The sequence below is a fragment of the Amycolatopsis sp. NPDC058340 genome (assembly GCF_042723975.1).
Lineage (GTDB): Bacteria > Actinomycetota > Actinomycetes > Mycobacteriales > Pseudonocardiaceae > Amycolatopsis.
Window position 1 is genome coordinate 162,656 of sequence record NZ_JBHXIB010000006.1, and the last position, 17,476, is coordinate 180,131.

The 17,476-nt window shown below is 68.0% G+C and carries 21 protein-coding genes; 2 read left to right on the plus strand and 19 right to left on the minus strand.

What is annotated here, in order from left to right:
- Nucleotides 1-9 precede the first annotated feature (9 nt).
- The 19 genes from ACFWIW_RS10635 to ACFWIW_RS10725 form a co-directional block, all read right to left on the minus strand.
- On the minus strand, nucleotides 10-2,814 hold the full coding sequence (locus ACFWIW_RS10635; protein WP_378368202.1) for a hypothetical protein: 2,805 nt from the start codon (nucleotides 2,812-2,814) through the stop codon (nucleotides 10-12).
- Nucleotides 2,811-6,227 (minus strand): hypothetical protein, encoded by a 3,417-nt coding sequence (locus ACFWIW_RS10640; RefSeq protein ID WP_378368203.1) that lies wholly within the window; start codon nucleotides 6,225-6,227, stop codon nucleotides 2,811-2,813. The genes ACFWIW_RS10635 and ACFWIW_RS10640 overlap by 4 nt, the downstream gene beginning before the upstream one ends.
- Nucleotides 6,228-6,350: a hypothetical protein gene (locus ACFWIW_RS10645; protein WP_378368204.1), complete on the minus strand. Its 123-nt coding sequence runs from the start codon at nucleotides 6,348-6,350 to the stop codon at nucleotides 6,228-6,230.
- A gap of 8 nt (nucleotides 6,351-6,358) precedes the next feature.
- Complete coding sequence (locus ACFWIW_RS10650) at nucleotides 6,359-6,754, minus strand: hypothetical protein (RefSeq protein ID WP_378368205.1); 396 nt, start codon at nucleotides 6,752-6,754, stop codon at nucleotides 6,359-6,361.
- An 18-nt stretch (nucleotides 6,755-6,772) separates the two neighbouring features.
- A complete protein-coding gene (locus tag ACFWIW_RS10655) occupies nucleotides 6,773-7,180 on the minus strand; it encodes a hypothetical protein (RefSeq protein ID WP_378368206.1) in 408 nt (135 codons plus the stop codon).
- 10 nt (nucleotides 7,181-7,190) lie between these two features.
- A complete protein-coding gene (locus ACFWIW_RS10660) occupies nucleotides 7,191-7,619 on the minus strand; it encodes a hypothetical protein (protein WP_378368207.1) in 429 nt (142 codons plus the stop codon).
- A gap of 9 nt (nucleotides 7,620-7,628) precedes the next feature.
- Nucleotides 7,629-8,405, minus strand: coding sequence for a hypothetical protein (locus ACFWIW_RS10665; protein ID WP_378368208.1), 777 nt, complete (start codon nucleotides 8,403-8,405; stop codon nucleotides 7,629-7,631).
- A 1-nt stretch (nucleotide 8,406) separates the two neighbouring features.
- Entirely contained in the window at nucleotides 8,407-8,859 is a 453-nt protein-coding gene (locus ACFWIW_RS10670) for a hypothetical protein (protein WP_378368209.1), read from the minus strand.
- Entirely contained in the window at nucleotides 8,856-9,233 is a 378-nt protein-coding gene (locus ACFWIW_RS10675; RefSeq protein ID WP_378368210.1) for a hypothetical protein, read from the minus strand. Before ACFWIW_RS10675 ends, ACFWIW_RS10670 begins: the two co-directional genes overlap by 4 nt.
- Nucleotides 9,234-9,235: 2 nt before the next feature.
- Nucleotides 9,236-10,282 carry a hypothetical protein gene (locus tag ACFWIW_RS10680; RefSeq protein ID WP_378368211.1) on the minus strand — a complete coding sequence of 349 codons (1,047 nt, stop codon included), beginning with the start codon at nucleotides 10,280-10,282 and terminating at the stop codon, nucleotides 9,236-9,238.
- 59 nt (nucleotides 10,283-10,341) lie between these two features.
- Nucleotides 10,342-10,557 carry a hypothetical protein gene (locus ACFWIW_RS10685; protein WP_378368212.1) on the minus strand — a complete coding sequence of 72 codons (216 nt, stop codon included), beginning with the start codon at nucleotides 10,555-10,557 and terminating at the stop codon, nucleotides 10,342-10,344.
- A 13-nt stretch (nucleotides 10,558-10,570) separates the two neighbouring features.
- On the minus strand, nucleotides 10,571-10,879 hold the full coding sequence (locus ACFWIW_RS10690; RefSeq protein WP_378368213.1) for a hypothetical protein: 309 nt from the start codon (nucleotides 10,877-10,879) through the stop codon (nucleotides 10,571-10,573).
- Nucleotides 10,879-11,331 (minus strand): hypothetical protein, encoded by a 453-nt coding sequence (locus ACFWIW_RS10695; RefSeq protein ID WP_378368214.1) that lies wholly within the window; start codon nucleotides 11,329-11,331, stop codon nucleotides 10,879-10,881. Before ACFWIW_RS10695 ends, ACFWIW_RS10690 begins: the two co-directional genes overlap by 1 nt.
- Before the next feature lie 19 nt (nucleotides 11,332-11,350).
- Nucleotides 11,351-11,761 carry a hypothetical protein gene (locus tag ACFWIW_RS10700; RefSeq protein WP_378368215.1) on the minus strand — a complete coding sequence of 137 codons (411 nt, stop codon included), beginning with the start codon at nucleotides 11,759-11,761 and terminating at the stop codon, nucleotides 11,351-11,353.
- 84 nt (nucleotides 11,762-11,845) lie between these two features.
- A complete protein-coding gene (locus tag ACFWIW_RS10705) occupies nucleotides 11,846-12,028 on the minus strand; it encodes a hypothetical protein (RefSeq protein ID WP_378368216.1) in 183 nt (60 codons plus the stop codon).
- Nucleotides 12,025-13,455 (minus strand): phage major capsid protein, encoded by a 1,431-nt coding sequence (locus ACFWIW_RS10710; protein WP_378368217.1) that lies wholly within the window; start codon nucleotides 13,453-13,455, stop codon nucleotides 12,025-12,027. Before ACFWIW_RS10710 ends, ACFWIW_RS10705 begins: the two co-directional genes overlap by 4 nt.
- On the minus strand, nucleotides 13,452-14,492 hold the full coding sequence (locus tag ACFWIW_RS10715; protein ID WP_378368218.1) for a head maturation protease, ClpP-related: 1,041 nt from the start codon (nucleotides 14,490-14,492) through the stop codon (nucleotides 13,452-13,454). The genes ACFWIW_RS10710 and ACFWIW_RS10715 overlap by 4 nt, the downstream gene beginning before the upstream one ends.
- Complete coding sequence (locus ACFWIW_RS10720) at nucleotides 14,492-16,669, minus strand: phage portal protein (RefSeq protein ID WP_378368219.1); 2,178 nt, start codon at nucleotides 16,667-16,669, stop codon at nucleotides 14,492-14,494. Before ACFWIW_RS10720 ends, ACFWIW_RS10715 begins: the two co-directional genes overlap by 1 nt.
- Nucleotides 16,662-16,880, minus strand: a complete 219-nt coding sequence (locus ACFWIW_RS10725; RefSeq protein ID WP_378368220.1) for a hypothetical protein — start codon at nucleotides 16,878-16,880, stop codon at nucleotides 16,662-16,664. The genes ACFWIW_RS10720 and ACFWIW_RS10725 overlap by 8 nt, the downstream gene beginning before the upstream one ends.
- 141 nt (nucleotides 16,881-17,021) lie before the next feature.
- Between ACFWIW_RS10725 and ACFWIW_RS10730 the strand changes: the two genes are divergently transcribed.
- Both ACFWIW_RS10730 and ACFWIW_RS10735 read left to right on the plus strand, forming a co-directional pair.
- Nucleotides 17,022-17,237: a DNA-binding protein gene (locus ACFWIW_RS10730; RefSeq protein ID WP_378368221.1), complete on the plus strand. Its 216-nt coding sequence runs from the start codon at nucleotides 17,022-17,024 to the stop codon at nucleotides 17,235-17,237.
- 43 nt (nucleotides 17,238-17,280) lie between these two features.
- Nucleotides 17,281-17,445, plus strand: coding sequence for a hypothetical protein (locus ACFWIW_RS10735; RefSeq protein WP_378368222.1), 165 nt, complete (start codon nucleotides 17,281-17,283; stop codon nucleotides 17,443-17,445).
- Nucleotides 17,446-17,476: the final 31 nt, after the last annotated feature.

Here is a 17,476-nt window from a genome sequence, read left to right on the forward strand (position 1 = left end):
GCATACCTCCTATAGGGCGAGCACCGGCAGGTGCCAGACGGACACGGACAGCCCGGCGGCGCGCGCGACGGGCAGCGCGTCGACGGTGAACGTTTGCGGCGACGAGGCGCCAGAACACGCGGTCGCACGAACCTTGATCCCGCCGACGTCCAGATAGAGCGGGAAGTCGTCGGCCACGGTTGTCCACAGTGGACCGGCTGGTGTCGCCACCGACAGGCTCGTTGCGCCAGCGGCGGCCGTGGTGTTCACGGTCGAGCTGTCGGTGTCCGCTCGGAAGACCCACTGGTTCGTGTCGCCGGTGTCGGACGCTGCTTCGGCGACTTCGTACGGGACGCCGGGTACGCAGACGAAGGTGATCTCGTGTTCTTTGCTAGCAAGTTTTTCGGTGTAGCCGGGCACGATCTGCGAGATCGTGCCGTTGATCACCAGCTCTTTCGGGTTGATGATCTCGATGCGGTCCTGCAAGTTCACGCTGAGGGCATCGACGTAGAGCTGTTTCGACACCAGGGCCAGCTTCGCGAGGTTCACAGTGACGCGCGGATACCGCGGTTCGTCGACGGTGCCGAGATGGACCTTCCACGTGGCGATGTCGGTCAGTTGGTCGTCGGTCGCGACGTTGTACTCCTGCTCGTCGACGTACCGGCCGACGCCGGCGCCGCTCGTCGGCGAGGTGACGGCGAGGGGACCGGTTTCTTGGGTTGCGCGGTAGCTCGATCCGTTCGTGCGCTTCGCGGTGAAGTCGTTGGTGAGCAGGAGATCGTCGTCAACCTGCCCGAACGGCGACTGCACTTGACCGTCCGCGTAGTCGAGCGTGAGCACGGCGTCCTGGTTGTACAGCGAACGGCCATACCGGAACACGAGACCGAGGATGTCTCTCGACTCGTTGAGATACCCGAGGTCGGCTTTCGCGCATTCGTCGAGCAGGTCGAGAAGGTTCTTGCGTCCTTGCGTGCCGACTTTGGCGCCGTCGAGGATCGAACTCCGGATGAAGCTGAGGCTGATGGCATCGTTTTCGAGGCACAGCCGCTCTACCCGGGTGATCGCGCCTTCACCTGCGTAGGCATTCAGCTGGTCGTTCAAGCTGAAGATGCTGATGAGGCTCGTCCGAACCGCGGCGTGACCGAGCGCCGAGCTACTGACCTGGGTGTAGGGCGAGAGAAGCAGCTGCCGTGGCGCGCCAATCGACCGGACCGGGACAGTTCCGAAGAAGGCCGTTCCTCCGCTTGCGCCCTTCGGCCACCATGCCAGGGTCCAATCGACGTTGCCGCCGTTCTGAACCAGCTCGATCGAGATCACCATCGGGCGGCCGTTCACATTGGCGGGAATCGTTCCGGAGCTTGTGATCGCCGCACGGCCCTGGTCGTAGAAGCGCAGCTCTAAGCCACCGCCTGATCCGGAGTGGTAGAAGCAGTCGACGAACCCGATCGAGCCGGTGCATCCGAGCTGTGAGAACGTCGCCAGGTCTGTCTCGCCGGTACTTGGAACCGACAGCAGCATCATCAGCTGCACCGTTCCGGTCGCCGGGGTACTGATAACCGGCGAACTCCACCTCGAATTGTTCGGCTTTCCAAACGGCGCACTGCCGGGATAACTGCTGTCAGCAGCGAGCTGCGGTGTGCCGCCCCCGGATATCTGCATGGGCCCGATGTTGGGTAGCCCAGAAGCGATCGACGTCGAACCGCTCTCATCCTCGATCGGGTAGTAGAGAACGTGCGGCGGTGCCCCTGGATCCGAAGAGAAGGTCGCGGTTTGGTTCCCGCGCCTCATCGTCGATACCAACGGCGCCTGTCCTTGGGAGAGCCGCCGCCGGATGCCCGCGGCTTCGATCGGGACGTAGACGTCGTTGCCGCTGGTGTCCCATTGGGACGGCCAGGAAGCAACCTCGCCGTGGAACCGGTTGACCCGGACCTCGACGTCGTCGTAGGAGAAGACGACCGGAATGTTCGTGTTGCCGCCAGACACCCCGGAGCGGATCCCGACCCAGCCCGGGGCGCGGTCGATGAACTCGTCGTAGTTGAAGCCGCCCTCGATGGTCCACGCGTACGGTTCCGGGTCCGCCGCGCGCCACACCTTCGCGCGGAGCGTCTGCCCTTCGGTCTGGAACGCAACGCGCAGCGGGACACCGGTGTGCGCGAAGGCGAGAGTCCTGAGTGGAGCGATCTCGAAGCCGCTGACGTGGAGCAGCCGGACGGTGATCGCCTCGGCAGTGGTGATCAGGAGTTCCAGCATGAAGTAGTCGGTCGCACCAGCGCCGCCGACGTCCTGCCCGCCGACGATCAGATTCGCGGGCTCGACGTTGCCGCCAGTCACATTGGTGAACGGGAGGCTGACCGTGGCGCGGATCTCGACGTCCCGAAACCGTGTGCCCTGCAACGTCGAGATCCGGTATTGGACCGTGCCACCGATGGTGTGTGTGCCCTTCCCTGCGGTCACATCGAAGTCGGCGATCCCACCACCGGACCAATACAGGTAGTAGTCGTCACCCTCGTCGGTCTGTCCCCACTCGTTCACGACCGTGCGGTCGAACGAATCCTTCGTGACCACAGTGGACACACGGAGCGGAGTGTTCTGCCCGAACTTCCCGTAGTAGGCGCCCAAAGGATTCCGCGGGGAGTACTTGCCGGTGTGGTTCATCAACGTCAGCTGGCAACTCTGTGGCTGTGCCGCGCCGTCCGTGCGCTCCGACGTGTAGCCGCGGGTGACCTGAACACCGTCGCGGTTGTAGACGTCGCTGGTGACATCGACCCAGCCGAGCGTCGACAGGTACAGCTCGTAGCGGGTGTCTTCCGGATCGTTCGGGAACGCCACGATCATCCCCTCCCGAACGCGGCCTGGACGTTGCCGCCGCCCTTGACCCGCACATACCGGCGGATCAGCTCCGCGATGAAGTCATCCAGCGGATGCCCCGACGACTGCACCTCGAGCACCACCGGGCCGCCGCCGGACCGCTGCCCACCGCGGGCAGCCTGGGCGGACGCCGCGGCACTGCCGACGACCTGGCGCAGGAACCGGATGACGTCGCCGCGCGAGTTCGCGTTGAAGTCGTAGCCGGGCCGCGCCTTGTAGAACATGTCCGCCAGCTGATCGTTGAAGGCGCCCATGTTCGCCGAGCCGCCCCGGAAGCTGAAGTCCTCGGAGAACGAGCCGCCGCCCTCCAGGTGGCTGAGCGCCTCCTGCGCAGCTCCGGTCAAACCTCCGCCTGCGAACCCGTTCACGCCGTTGTTGATGTCCTGCAGCAGCGGCCCCCACTTCCGGGCCTGGGACGCGCGGATCACCATCTCGCCGTTCGACCCGGCGATCGGGCCGCGCGACGACAGCGCGAGGATGCTGTCCGACGTCCCCGTCCCCGGGCCCCGCATCAGCCCGCCGGCGCGGATGTCGAGCATGCTGCCGCCGTCGGCGAACTTCGGCACGGAGCGGATCTGGCCGCCGGAGGCGTAGCCGACGAGGCCGCCCTTCGCGTAGCCGGGTGCGGGGCGGGCACCGTAGCCAGTGCCGCTGTTGAACTGGGTGTTCACCGTGATCGTGGCGGTGCGGTTCCGGGCAGCGTTGTTGATCGCCGCGTTCGCGCGGGTGGTGTTGGCGTCGACGACGATCCACGAGACGGTGCCGTCGGCGTTCCGCTTGGCCTCCAAGGTGCGGTTCTTCGCGGCCTGGATGAATCCGTCGATCGTGAGGAAGCCTCGGGAGCCATTGGCGAACTGCACCGCGGCCTCGATCTGGTTGTTCGCCGGGTTCCGTTGCGCATCGATCGTGACGACACCGGTCGACCCGTCCGCGTATTCGACGACGCTGGAGATCTGGTTGGTGGCGCGGTTGATGTCTGCGGTCACCGACACGGCGCCCTTGGTGTTCTGCGCGAACTCGGGGAGCGCCGCGATCGCGTCCTTCCCCTGTTTCGTGTCGGCGGTGACGTAGGTGGTGATCTCCTTAGGGATCAGGCCGTACTTGTCGGCCAGCGCCTGCGCCTGATCCTTCGTGAGCCCCATCTTCTGTGCGATGTCGACGAACCGGTCCCGCTGCACCGCGAGCCCGTCGTTGACCTTCTTCACGGCCTCGTCGAACGGCATGCCCTTGCGGACCATCTCGTCGATCGACGTACCGGCTTTCGCGAACGACGTCTGAAGACCTGTCGCGAGGTCCTGCAGCTGCGAGCCGTTGGCGGTGAACGTGTTCAGCGACCCGTCCGCGTTTAGCAGCGCCTTGCCGAACCCGTCGGCCTTGTCCATGCCGTCCTTCAAGGCGGTCTCCATCGCGCGGAGCGAGTCGTTTCCCGCCTGGATGGACTCCTCGAAGGTCGCGTTCCGGCCCTCCAGGATGTTCATCACATCCACCAGCGCCGACAGCTTCTCCTCGCTGCCCGACGCGGCGTCCTTCATCCCGTCCATGGCCGACTCAAGGGCGGTCATGGACTTCGCGCCGGACTGCGCCGCGACACCGAGCGCCTTGTTCGTGTCGGCCGCCTTGCCGAACTCGCCGGACGCGTTCTCGACGATGTCGGCCAGCTGCTTCGCGGCGAAGCCGGTGTCGTCCATCGCCGTGACGGTGCCGCCGACACCGATACCGAGCCGCTCGAACCTCGTGGTGAGCGCCTCCGCGCCACCCGCCACGTGCGTGTGCGCCTCAGTGACCCCGCGCAGCTGGGTGACGAGCTGCTTGGCCGCCTCCGTGTTCCCCAGGTAGCCGGACGTCAGCAGCTGCACGCCGCTCGCTCCGGCGAGCTTCTGCGTGTCGAGGATCAGGTTCCGGGTGCCGTCGTGCAGCTGGAAGTTCGCGAGCTTGTCCGCGGCCTTCGCACGCACGGACTCGGTGATCGCGCCCTTCGATTCCCGCAACGCCGCCGAGAGGTCACGTACCCGCGCCGCCTGCGCCGACGCATCACCCGCCGCGTCCTGGTGCTCCTGGCCCAGGATCATCAGGCCAGCGCTCAGCGCGGCGACCGCCAGCGTCGCCGGAGAGAACGCGGCACCGGCCAGCGCACCCACCGCGGTGCCGGCCTTCGCAGCGCCCCGCTCGATGCCGTTGAGGTCGTTTCCGGCGGCGCGGACCTTGGCGCCGATGCCTTCGAAGTTGCGGCCGATGTCGAGCCCGAACTTGGAGGCGATCATCGAGGCGGCGAGGAGCGAGCCACCGAACTGGGTCACGCCCTGCGGTAGAGCGTTGAGGAGTGTGACCAAGCCACTGAGCACGGCCATCGCTCCGCCGCCCGCCGCGCCGAATCCGTTGAGGAACGAGATCGCGGCGCCGCCTTGTGAGGTCAGGTCGAGCAGCGAATCGGTTGCCAGGTCGAGGAACACGTGCAGCTGGGTCAGCGGCCCCGACGAGCCGTTCGCGAGGTTCGCGAACAGTGTCCCCAAACGGCCCTCGACCATCCGCACCGTGCCGCCGAAGATCGCCATGCCCTGGCCGGCGCCCGACGAGCCCTTCGAGGCGTTGGCGAAGAACTCGCCCAAGCCGTGGCCCGCTTCACCGGCGAAGGCGCGGACACCGACGAGCGCTTGGTGGGATCCCTTGAGCCCGGTCACCATGCCGGGCAGCGCGCCCTCGGCGAGGTCGGTGACGGCGCCGGTGAGGACCTTGACCTCCCCGGCGCTCGCGCCGAACGCTTCTTTCGCGACGGGAGCGAGCCGGTCCCACGAGTCGTGCAGGTCCGACGCCGCGGTCAGCACCGGGCCTTTCAGGACCTGTGCCATGAGGGTCGCGTCGTCCACGATGTCGCCCGCGAGTTCGCCGTACGACCCGGAGATCTGCTCGTTGGACTGGAGGATCATTCCGGCGACGCCGATGGCGGCGGCAGCGGGGAGCGCGAGCACAGCCGCCGCTCCTGCCGCGCCGATCGCGGCCGCGGCGGGAAGTCCTACCGACAGCCCGGTGAACAGTTTGGCGTCGAATGCCTTGTTCGCCCGCCCGGCCACGCGGGACATTTCACCGTCGACGGCGGCGCCGCCACGCCGGGCTCCTTCTCTGGCGCCCTTCTCGATGCCGTCCCCGGCCGCGCCGCCGAGCTTCTCCCCTACCGCGGCGATCTTCTGCTGGGAGCGGTTGAGTTCGTTCGCGATTGCGTCGGTGGCCTTCTCCGTGCCCTTGCGGGCGCGGACGGTGAAGGTGCCGGAGAACTCGTCGCCCGCACCTTCACCTGCCTTCCGCGCTTTCGCCTTCTGGGCGGCGGCGAACTTGTCGCCGTCGCGATCGTTCCAGTGAACGTTGATGCGGACGTCGTTACTCACCTAGCTCGCCTCCTCCCTGAACGCGTACTTCTCGATCTCCAGCAGTTGCAGCAGCCGCTCGTCGGAGTCGAGCACCGCGGTCGGCAACACGCCGAACCGCTGTGCCGTCTCCAGCACCCACATGGCGTTGGTCAGCTCGCGAGGGGCGTCATGCCGATCGAGGCTTCGAGGTCCAGGTCCCTCGTCTCCGGCGGCGGCGTGGACTCGACGACGCCAGGCGTCGATGGCTGCTCTAAAGGGGCGGTCGGTCGGCGCGCCTCCATCCACGCCTGGAGGATCGGGAGGAGCACGGTGTCTTCGAGGCTGGTCATGCCCTCGACGGTCATCGGGACCGGGACGCCGTCGATCTCGATGTTCCATTCGACGAGGACACTCGCGAAGATGGCGAGGCGTTCCTGCCATTTCTCGGCGTCGTCGTAGTCGTTGCGCAGCTGGACGGAGCCGCGACGTACACGCACCTTCAGGCCCTGGAGTTCGGGGTGGTCAAACTCCAGGGCGTAGGTGGTGGGGTTTCCGTTGAATCCCATGTGGATGGTCCTTCGGGTTTAGGCCCAGGTGGGCACGGCGCCGTCCGCCAGCGCGAACGGAACGGTGACGGTCAGCTCACCGGACGCGGCGCGCTTGACGCTGTAGTCCGTGAGGACGCATTCGTTGTTGAGCGTGACCCCGTTCAGCGTCATCGCGACGGTGCGCGCGACGGCGGTTGACGGCACGGTCTTCGCGACGTCGTGGATGCGGTCGGTCGCCGGGTTGAAGACTCCGTTGAGGGAGCCCGAGAAATCTGCGAGCAGCAACAGCCGCTCGCGCGCGCTCTTGTCGACACCGGTGACGTCCTGCTCCGCGCGCGGCGTCGCGAAGTCGAAGTCGGTGACATCGTTCCTGATGTCCTTTGCCGTCCCGGCGGCGTTGTCGACGCTCAGGGTGGTCATCCCGAGACCGCTGCTCTTAGCCATGGTCGTGCTCCTATCCTCGGTTGATCAGCTCGGAGAGCCGGTTCTGGTTGGTGCAGAAGTCGTCGACCCACGGATCCGGGCCGGAGTGGCGGGTGATCACCTGCCCGCGGTCGTTCTGGACCAGGTACAGCTCCGGCTTGTCGATCGGCACCCGGTGCTGCCGGAAACAGCGCTGCCCGGGCTCGAACGTGAACACGGTCTGGACGCGCGCCGCGGCGAGCGGCTGGCCGGGCGGCGCCTCGATGAGCTCGCTGGTCTCGACGTGCCGGCGCGTCCGGTCGCCGCGGATGTAGGCGGCCTGCTCGGCGCCGAGCGACGTGTTCTCGTCGACGACGGTGCGCCACCCGTTGAGGTAGGCGGTGCAGTGGTCCTCTTCGCACGTCCCGACACGGAAGTGTGTGTCCAAAGGGGACGAGATCCGGTAGTGCTGGATGGGCATGGTCGGCTCCTAGAAGAAGGTGGGGGCGTCGTTGCGGTTGGCGACCACCGCGAACACGGCCTCGCTGAACGTTCCGATCGTGATCGCGCGGAGGTAGCGTTCGACGGTCTGGCCGCGCGCCGTCTCCAGCCGCTGCGTGGTGATCCCGGTGGCCGCGGCGAAGGTGCCGCCGACGACATCGGCCCACGCGTCACCGACGCCGTTGTCCGCCGACTCCTGGATCTTCACCGTGACGCTGGTGCCGGTGAACGCGAACACGTGCAGGTAGAACTGCGCGCCGAACTCCGAGGGCCCGGTGCCGGACGAGCCAAGCCCGAAGTCCACCCCCGCGCCGTTCGTGGCGGCGGTGTCGGTGCGCTGCCCGGCGGTCAGCTGGTTGCCCCACTCCAGGCCGAAGGCGTTCGCGACTGAGGACTCGTCGAACGTGACCTCGCCCTCGGTGCCGCGTTTCATGTCGTAGTTCAGCTGTTTCGAGGTCAGGCAGGCGGCCGCCGCGCCGAGGGTGGTGCCGCGCCCGTAGGTGACGATCTGGTCGGCGGTCGGGAGCAGCGACAGCCGCTCGTGCACCGAGGCGATCTCGCCGGGGCCGTTGGTGGGGTTGAAGAACGTGGTCGCGTCGATCTTCCCGTCGCGGACGCCGAGGATCCTTTCCATGGCTGCCTTGTTGATGCCGGTGACGTCGATCGGCGACGCCCCGCCCTGGATCTCGTTGAGCTGCTGGATATCGCCGGACACGTCGTACCCGGAGATCCAGAGCGCGTCACCCAATCCGCTTTGCTTTGCCACGTCAGGCCTCCTGCGTCCAAGCGTCGTTGATGATGATGGGAACGATCACGTCGATCACCCGGAACTGCTGGTTCGCCCTGACCATGTATCCCGACCGGCCGGACAACGGAATCCCGTGCGCACCCAGGAGATCGACGTGCCGCGCGTCGCCGTCGAGCTCGAAGTCCGAGTGGATCGATCCGATGAACGCATCCGCCGCACCGACGATCCGCGGATCGATTCCGTCCTGTGGATCAGACATGTCGGTCGAGACCCTGACCTTCACGCCGAGCCGCGCCGACGTCGCCGCCAGCCCAGACGACTGCACCGGGTCGATCGTGTCGACGTACACCTCGGCGTGCACACCACGCCCGGGGGCGTTCGTTGTCTCATGCCCGTTCACGGTGTCGAACACGCCGAGCCGCCCCGCGTGGGAGATGAGATCGTCCTGAATGGACTCGAACCCGAGCGTCATCCGTTCAGCCCCCTGACCGCGCGGTCGACGATCGGGACGAGAATCCCGTCGACCTGGCCTTCGAGTTCCTGCGCCGCGCGGCGGAAGGACGCGTAACCCTTGAACCGGGTCGTAGCGTTCCTCGACCCGGTGCCCTCCAGCCACGGGCCGTAGATGACGTCGCGGTCGTGCACGATCTGCTCGTCGCCGTGGCGTTCGCTCGTGATCTGCGTTTCGTAGTACGGGGTCGGGTTCCGGATCGACAGGTTCAGATTCGCGTGCACGTCCGCGAGGCCCTGGCCGCCGACGCGGTTGAGGCCTTCGTCTTCCAGCTCCCGCCGGATCGTGGGGTTCCGGTCGTCGAAGAACGGGCCGGAGATCGTCACTGTCGCCATCGCTACACCGCCCGGCTTCGTGCCTTGCGACCATGCGCGGTGTAGACCTGCTCGCGGAGGTCGTCGATCGTGAGCGTGACCGACCGAGACGACTCCCCCGCCCGTGTCACGGTCGTGTACCCGGCCTGCTCGCATCCGAGCCGCACCAACGCCTCGGCGACCGCCAGCGACTCGACCAGCGGCGGCGGCTCCCACCGCACGATCGCGGCCGCCGTCGAGTGCTCGGCCGCGGTGGTGCCGAGTACGCCGCGCTCCACGATCAGCGTCCGCGGCGCGAACACTGTGGCGCCCGCGGTGTGCGCGGCAAGCGCGGTGCCGTCCCATTGGCGCTTCACGATCAGCGTGTTACCGGCGACGTCGAGGATCAGCATCCGTTCGCCGTCGATGAGGATGACCTCGCCGATCGCGAAGCCGCTGCCGTCAGCGACGGCCACCGTCGCCCCGTTCGCTTGCGCTGCGAGGTTCGCCTGCAGGGTCTGGCCGGTCGTGAGCGACCGTTTCCCCGTGACGACCATGCGCTCCGAGTCGACCCGGATCAGCTGCCCGATCCCGATGGCGGCCGAGTCCGACACATCGACCGCGGTCTCCGTCGTGTCGACCGCTTCCACCAGCTGCCCGGCCGCGACCTCGACGACCGGCGCGCCGGCGTATAGGCCGGTGATCACGGTGCTCTGCTGGTAGGTGTCCCCGGCCGAGAGCGCGGACGACGACGCGAGGTCGATCTCGATGCGGTTGTAGGGAGGTCCGCTGTTCGGGTACAGCTTCAGGTCCAGGGTCGGGATGGTGACGCCGCCGGAGACGAAGCTGGTGACGGACACGACTTCGTGGGCGTCGAGCCACAGTCGCCACGACGGGGGCCGTTGGACGCGGTCGGGCCAGTCGAACGCGACGGTCTTGTACTCCGGGTAGAAGCGGCGGTGGCATTTGCCGTTGATGGCGTCGGTGGCCGCGAGAAGGGCAGTGTCGACCTGCGCGTCGGTGCGCGCGGTCTGCGCGCTGTCTAGCGCGCGCTTGACGCGTTCCCGCGTCGCGTAGGCGATCCGTGCCATTCCTGTGCCCTTGCTGTCTTGGCCGTGCCGCCCGTGGGCGACAGGGAGTGGAGCGATGTTCAGTTGTGGGCGGTGCCGATGCGACCGGTTCGGCGGTTGCCTGCTTCCCAGGTCGAGCCGTCAAACCGGCAGTAGAGTTCGCCGTTCGGTCCGGTGGTCAGCGGTTCTCCGCAGTCCAAACAGGCCGCAGGGTCGCGTTCGAGTTCGTCGCGTTGGTGCTGGACAGCCTCCTGGTAGATGGCGAGTAGCCCGTACCAACCTCCGGTGTCCGCCATCGATCCCCCTGGTTCAGCTCCTCGACGTCTTCCGCGCCGCCCTGGGTTTCGGCCCGTCGGCCACCGGCTCCGGCTTTTCCTCGACGGCAGGTGCCTCAGCGGGTGGGGCCTCGGTCTCGGAGTCGGGCACGACGGCTTCAGGCATGCCTTCGCCGGTGTCCGCGTTGGACGGTCCACCATGGACAGTGATCTTCGGCATCGTTTCCAGCTCCCTCTGAAGCTGCTCGGTTTCCTGGATCGGATCGTTGGCCTGGCATTGCGGGCACGCGGGAGCGCCGGGCGCATACAGCGCGGTGCACTCCCGGCACTCCCACGTGGCCATCAGGCAGCCACCACCGACGCACCGTTGTCGATCGGCACGTACGTCAGGACCCAGAGGATCGCGCCGTCCGTGCCGGCCGACACTGACTCGATCTGTCCGGAGTCGCAGATGAACGCGCCACCGGTCTTCTGACCGCGCGCGCCCACCGTCACGACCGCGGCCGCGTCGAGGAGCGGCACGATGATCTCCCCGGCTGCGGTGTCGGTCGTGCCGAGATCCGTGGCGGAGAAGACATCCCGCGTGGTGCCGAGGGTGGGGTTGTGCTGGAGCTTGTAGCTGTTCGCCACGGTGATCGCGGTGGTGACCCGGCCGACGAGGCTGGTGACCGCCACCAGGCCACCGGCGATGGTGAACAGCGGCACCGTGGTCGCGGCCAGCGTGCCGGTGGACTTCTCGACACGGACGCCGAGCGCGATCGACCGGACCTGACTGCCCTGGATGAGAGTCGACATGTTCGTCTGTCCTTTATGGTCAGGCGCTCAGCGCGGGCAGGTTGGCCGGGGCGCGGCGCGTGGTGAGGTCGTGGACGATCGCCGCGACCAGACCGGCGCCGCTCGGGGTGCACTTCACGTAGGCCTTGCCGTCCGGGAGGGACTCGGCGGCCACGTGGATCGCGGTCGCGCCCGACGCGATCGTCACGGCGTTGCTCGCGGCCTGAGTCGTTTCGGCCCAGGCGGCAGTGCCATTGGTCTGCGCGTTGGTGACCTTGCGCGTGAGGATGTTCCCCGGGCTGGCGTACGAACCCGCGAGGGTGTCCGCGCAGGTGACGGTGAACGTGTCCGCGCCGGTGCAGATGAAGGTGACGCCGGTGGCGTTCTTCAGGCTGACGCCGACGCCGGCGGCGATGGGGATGGCGTTGAACTCGCGGCCGAGGCCTTCCATGATGTTGCCTTTCCTTCTGGGGGTTGAGTGCCATTCGGTACAAGGGCCCGGCGGGGAGTGACTGCCGCCGGGCCCCGGCAACGACTACGGAGCGGGCTGGCCGCTCTCGTCCTGCAGGTGTGCGGTGGTGTGCCGCTCCTCGCGGGCGGCCTGCTCGGCGACGGCGAACGGGTCGTCCTCCCACGCGCCGCCGATCACGACCGCCCCGGCGGACCCGACCCCGGTGATCGGAGTCAGGCCCGTGGGGGCTTCGCCGCTCCAGCTCACGCGCGGGTCTCGAGCTTCACGAACGGGGACAGGGTGTTCGAGCCCTTGTTCGGGGTGATCGCGGACTTGATCCACGGGGTGCCGTCGACGCGCTCGATCAGCCGGAACGCGGTCTTGTCGTTCCCGAACTTGAACTCGGTCGACGTCGCGGACTGCATCGCCTGGCGGTCACCGATGAGGTAGTAGCCGAAGTCCACGAGGTTGACGTCGCCCGCGGTGCCGACGCTGGAGACCTTCTCCGTCCACACGACCGGACGGCCGAGGATCCGCACCGGCGGCGCACCTTCGCCGGAGCCCTCGCCGATCCAGACCGCCGAACCGCCGGTGCCGACCGACAGCGCCATCGTGGCGATTTCCGGGAAGCAGTCGTTGTTGATGACCCACACCGCGGAGTTGAGCGAGGCCGGGAGCATCCGCGAGTACATCTTGACCAGGTTTTCCCACAGGATCGTGGCCGCGGTCTGACCGCTTTCCTTGGACACCGACACCGCGGCTTCGGCGTTGAGGTAGCCCAGCGGCTGGCCGACGCCGTTGCCGCCGGTGAAGGCGACGTCCTCGAACCAGGCCAGCGCCTCCGGGTAGGACTCCGAGAGGAACTGTTCGAGCGAGATGATGCTGTCCTGGAACAGCTCGTTCGGGATCTCGCTGTACAGGGTGAGTTTCTTCGCGACCAGGTCGATCCGGCCGAACTTCGGCGCGGAGTCGGTGAGCGCGCCGGACTCCTCGGTCCAGTAGCCGACGATGCCGCCGTGCACGCTGGACGCGTTCGAGGTGGAGTCGAGCATCGGGTACGGCACGGTGAGGGTTTCCATCGGCACGACCCGCGCCCGCGACCGGACGACAGCCTTCTCCAGCGCGACGCGCAGCAGCTCCGACCGCAGGAACTCCGGGATCAGGAACCCGCCGTCCGCCGGGATTCCCGAGCCGAACGAGGCCTGGAGCTTCTTGATCTCGCTGCGTGCGGCAAGCGACTCCTGCGAGTTGTGGCCGACCCAGGTCGCGGCCATGAACGAGGACCAGTCGCCGAAGTCCTTGTCCAGAGCGGCGCCGGCCGCCTTCGGGTTGTAGTGCTTCGAGCGCTGCACCGGCATGGCACGCGGGTCGAGGTTGAGGCGGTTGATGTTCTCGATCTGGTTCGCCTTGAGGATCTCGGCGAACTGCTTCTGTGTCTCTTCCTTGATCTGCGCGGCGATCGTGGGGTCGTTCTTGGCCTGCCCGTCGGCGTAGGCCTGGATGAACTCGGCCAGGCCTTCCTTGTTGGAGATCTTCTTGATCTGGTCGGGGTCGCCGAGCGCGTCGAGCAGCTCGTCGCTGTTGCGCGGGACCGCGGGGGCGCGGTTGATGACGCGGCCGACCTCGTCGGTGCGGTAGCCGCGGCGGGCGAGCTGGTCGCGCTGCCCCGGGGAGAGCGTGAGCGTGGCGGTCATGCCGGTGTTCCTTCCTTCTCAAGGGCTGCGAGCAACTCGTCCACGGTGGACGGTGCTGCGTGTGCGAGCAGGCCGTGCTGGAGCGCGGCCCACTGGTCGGTGACGGCGGCGTCGGTGCCGTTCGCCGGGATCTCGTCGGTGTCCTCGTCCTCGTCCTCGTCGGGTTCACCGGGGGCGTCGTCTTCGTCGGGCTCGGTGCCAGGCTCCGCTTTCGCGGCGGGTTCGACGGCCGGTTCCTCGACCGGCTCGTCCTCGCCCGGCTCGGCGGCCTTGTTCTCCGGATCGGTGTCCTCGTCCGGCTCCGGATCGGGGGCCGGGTCCGCGGAGTTCGCGGGGGCCGGGATCGCCGGCGCCGGGGCCTGGTCCCGGCCGGCGTACTTGAACACCGACAGGTCGTATGAGGCGGCCATCGCGTCGTCCGTGGGTTCCCGCTCCGGTGCGGCTTCGACCTCGTCGGCCAGCCCGGCGGCGACGGCTTCCTCCGCCGAGTACCAGGTTTCGACGCGCATCGCCTCGCGCCACTGGCCCGCGTCTCCACCTGATTTCTCGGCGTAGATGGAGGCGATGTTGTCGTTGGTCTTGTCGAGCAGGTCCGCCATGGAGCGCATGTCGTCGGCTTCGCCGATCGCGATCGCGTGCGCCTCGTGGATCATCATGGTGGTGTTGCGGCCCATGACGACCTTCTCCCCGGCCATAGCGATCACGGACGCGATCGACGCGGCCAGACCGTCCACATAGGTCGTGACCGTCGCCCGGTGGGCGCGCAGCGCGTTGAGGATCGCGATGCCCTCGAACACGTCGCCGCCCATGCTGTTGATGTGCAGGTCGAGCTGGCTGGCGTTGACGTTCTGCAGGTCCCGCACGAAGTCCTCGGCGGTGACACCCCACATGCCGACCTCGCCGTACAGGTAGATGCACGCCGAGCCGGGGCTTTGCACGAGGTTGTCGATCCGGTACCAGGTCTGGCCGGTCTTTCCCTGCCGGACGTGGCCCTGCAGCCGCTCACGCTGCGAGCGCAGCCGGGCGCCCTTGGACATCACTGGCCTCCCTTGGTGGTCTTCGGGCGCCAGACGCCCACAACGGTCCCCCTGCAGCGCCACCGGCCGAGGCAGTCGATGTACCCGCCGGCCGGATAGAGCTTGTTCAACGGGGCCTGGTCGTCGGTGTTCGCGATCCACCGGCCGTGGACCTCCCTGCACGGGCCGCACGTGTTGCGGTCCATCTGCTCGGAGGCGTACAGCGCGCCGACCGGGCCGGTGCTCAGGGTCTTGGCGCGGGCCTGGTTCTGTGCGTCGGTGAGCGCGGAGCCGAGCGCGGTTTCCGTTGGCGCGTCGGACAGTTCGTCGAGGAACGTGCGCATGTGTTCGGCGACGACGTCCTCGTCCGGCTCCGGGCCAGCCACGCGAGCGGCCTCCCGCCCGGCGGTGAGCGCGTACCGGCGGGCCTCGAAGTCCGCGATCTCCCGCGCGGCCGCCTCGAGCTCCTCGACGGTGGGCCAGGTCGCGGTGAGGTCGACGTCCTGCTCGGCGGCCTCGTCGACGGCGTGCCCGGCCGCGGTCTCCCCCATCGCGGCCATGGCGTCGGCCAGGAGCGTGGTCGCGTCGTCGATGTCGAGGGTGAGTGTGCCAAGGTCGGCGCGGTCACCGTCGCCGCCGAGCGCCGCCTTGATCGCATCGATCAGCGCCGTGATCCACTTCGCGACGATGGTGGTGTTCCACGTTTCGACCAGCGCGGCGACCGCGGCCGCCCACGCCTCCTGCACCGGCGCGAGGTCGACCTCGTCGACGGCGGCCTCATTCCGCTCCGGCCACCCCTCCGGCGGGGTTTCCAGGGGCGGCGCGTTCCGCAGCAGCCGCCGCAACGCCACATCGGCCTCGTCCTGGGCGCCCGGTGCCGGCCTCGCGGCCAGACCGCGGAACAGCGCCTCGACCGGGTCAGCGGGCTGGGGTGCGCCCGGCTCGGCCGGAGCCGTGGCCGGACCGGGCGCGGGTTCGCGCGCCGGTGACTCGTCGGCGGGCTTGTGCCACACCAGGCCGTCCGGCAACTCGTAGGCTTTCGCTGCGGTGTTGCCGTCGAATCCGACCTCGACAAGCGCGGCCACCGCCTCCGCGCGGGACGAACGCTCGGCGTTCTCCGCCTCGGCATCCGAGGGCACCGGCGAGTCGTAGTCGAACTCGAGGTCGTGCGCGGTGTCGCCGAACAGCGGCAGGAACTTGGCGTTCAGGGCGTCGCGCCACCGGTCGAGCCGGGGCACGGTCAGCCACTCGGCGAACACGGCCTTTCCGGCTTCGGCGACCGCGCGGTTGACGTCCTCGGTGATGCCGAGCATCGACTTCGGGAACCCGTAGGCTTCCATGATCGCGTCGCGGGTCGTGCCGCGAAGCGCCGAGAATTCCATCTCCCGCTGGGAGTACTTGCGGTCGATCCACTTTCCCTGCTCCAGGATCGCGACCCGGTGCGCGCGGGCGACGCCGCGGTGCTGCTCGTCCCACCGCGCGGAGAGCTCGTCGAACTCGTCGTCGGTGAGGCGCTTCTCGACCTCGATGATCCCGCCGGGCTCCGCGCTGTTGTAGAAGAACGACGCGTTCCACTCGGCCGCGTACTGCGCGGACCGGGCCTCGACGAGGATCGTGCCGACCGGGCCGAGACCGCGGTACGGATCGACCGGGTTCGGCATCCGGACATGCAGCACCTCGTCGACGGCGAGCGGAACACGCTCACCGTCAGGGCTGGTGTAGATCCATCCGGCGAGGTAGTCGGTCGGGTGCGGGACCGGGTCGAGCCGGTCGGGGCGCACCGGCCACAGCTCCAGCGGAAGCCGCGACGCACGATGCCGGCCGATGACGAGAGCGGCTTCGCCGGGGAGGTCGAGGTGTTGCTGTGCGGTCTCGAACAGTTCCATGCGGGTGAAGAACTTGTTCGGCCGGTTGATCACGTCGAGCGCGGCGTGCCGGGTGACCTCGACGCGGTCTTCGTCCTTTCCGGACTTCGCTTTGCGGTAGAGCTTCCACACGGTTTTCGCGACCGCGGTGCTCGTCTTGTTGACGATGCCGAAGATGGTGCCGTTGATGGCCATCATGTCGAGCTGGCCGCGTGCGTCGCGTCGGGTGTGGTTGCCGCCGAAGGCGTTCGCGGCTGCGCGGGAGACGAGCGGGACGGGCGATTCGTTGCGGGGGCCTGGTTTGCGGGCGACGCCGCCGAGGAGGCTAGCCACGGCCGTCGTCCTGGTCGGCCTTGCGCTGGCGGATCTCCATGTCGATGCGGGCTTCCAGCAGCCAGCAGGCGAGTCCGGTGGCGGCGAGACCGGCGGTGAGGTCCCAGCGGTAGGCGGCGATGACCAGGAGGACGAGGCCGAGGAGGGAGAGCATGACCATGCCGACGTGCTTGCCCGCGGGCTTCAGGATCGCGGCGAGAGTGGTCAGCATGGGCACAATGTACAGCCCAAGCCGATCAAGTTGACACATTGCGTATAGCTCTGACCAGGCACAACGGCGAGGTTGCGCTTCGAAAATGGCAATAGATGTACAGTTTGCACATCACGCCATCCGAGGGCACAGGAGACCACAATGGACAACCAAAATGTGACCCTCGACGAGGTGCGAACTTGGCCGGCCACAGTCGATGTCCGGGACGCCGTGCGGGCGCTGGGGATCTCGTGGACGCACGGTTACCGGCTGGCCCGCGAGGGCAGGTTCCCGTGCCAGGTCGTGCGGATGGGGAAACGTCGGGTCAAGGTCGTGACGTCGAGTCTCATCCGGCTCCTCGATGAGACCGCGCCGTAACGACCCTTGGCCGCACTGCGACTACGCAGACGAGGTGACGACGATGACCGGCGTGCAACAGTTCTTCATGGGCATCGGTTTTCTGGCCGTGTTCTTCGGCGTGCCGATCGCGATCTACCTTCTGGTCGAGCGCCGGAACGACCGTCTGCGCAGACAGCGCCGGGCAGGGACCGAGGCGCGTCGAAAGGCCGCTGAGGCGGACGGCTGAGCGACATGCGAAGGGCCCTCGACGCCACCAC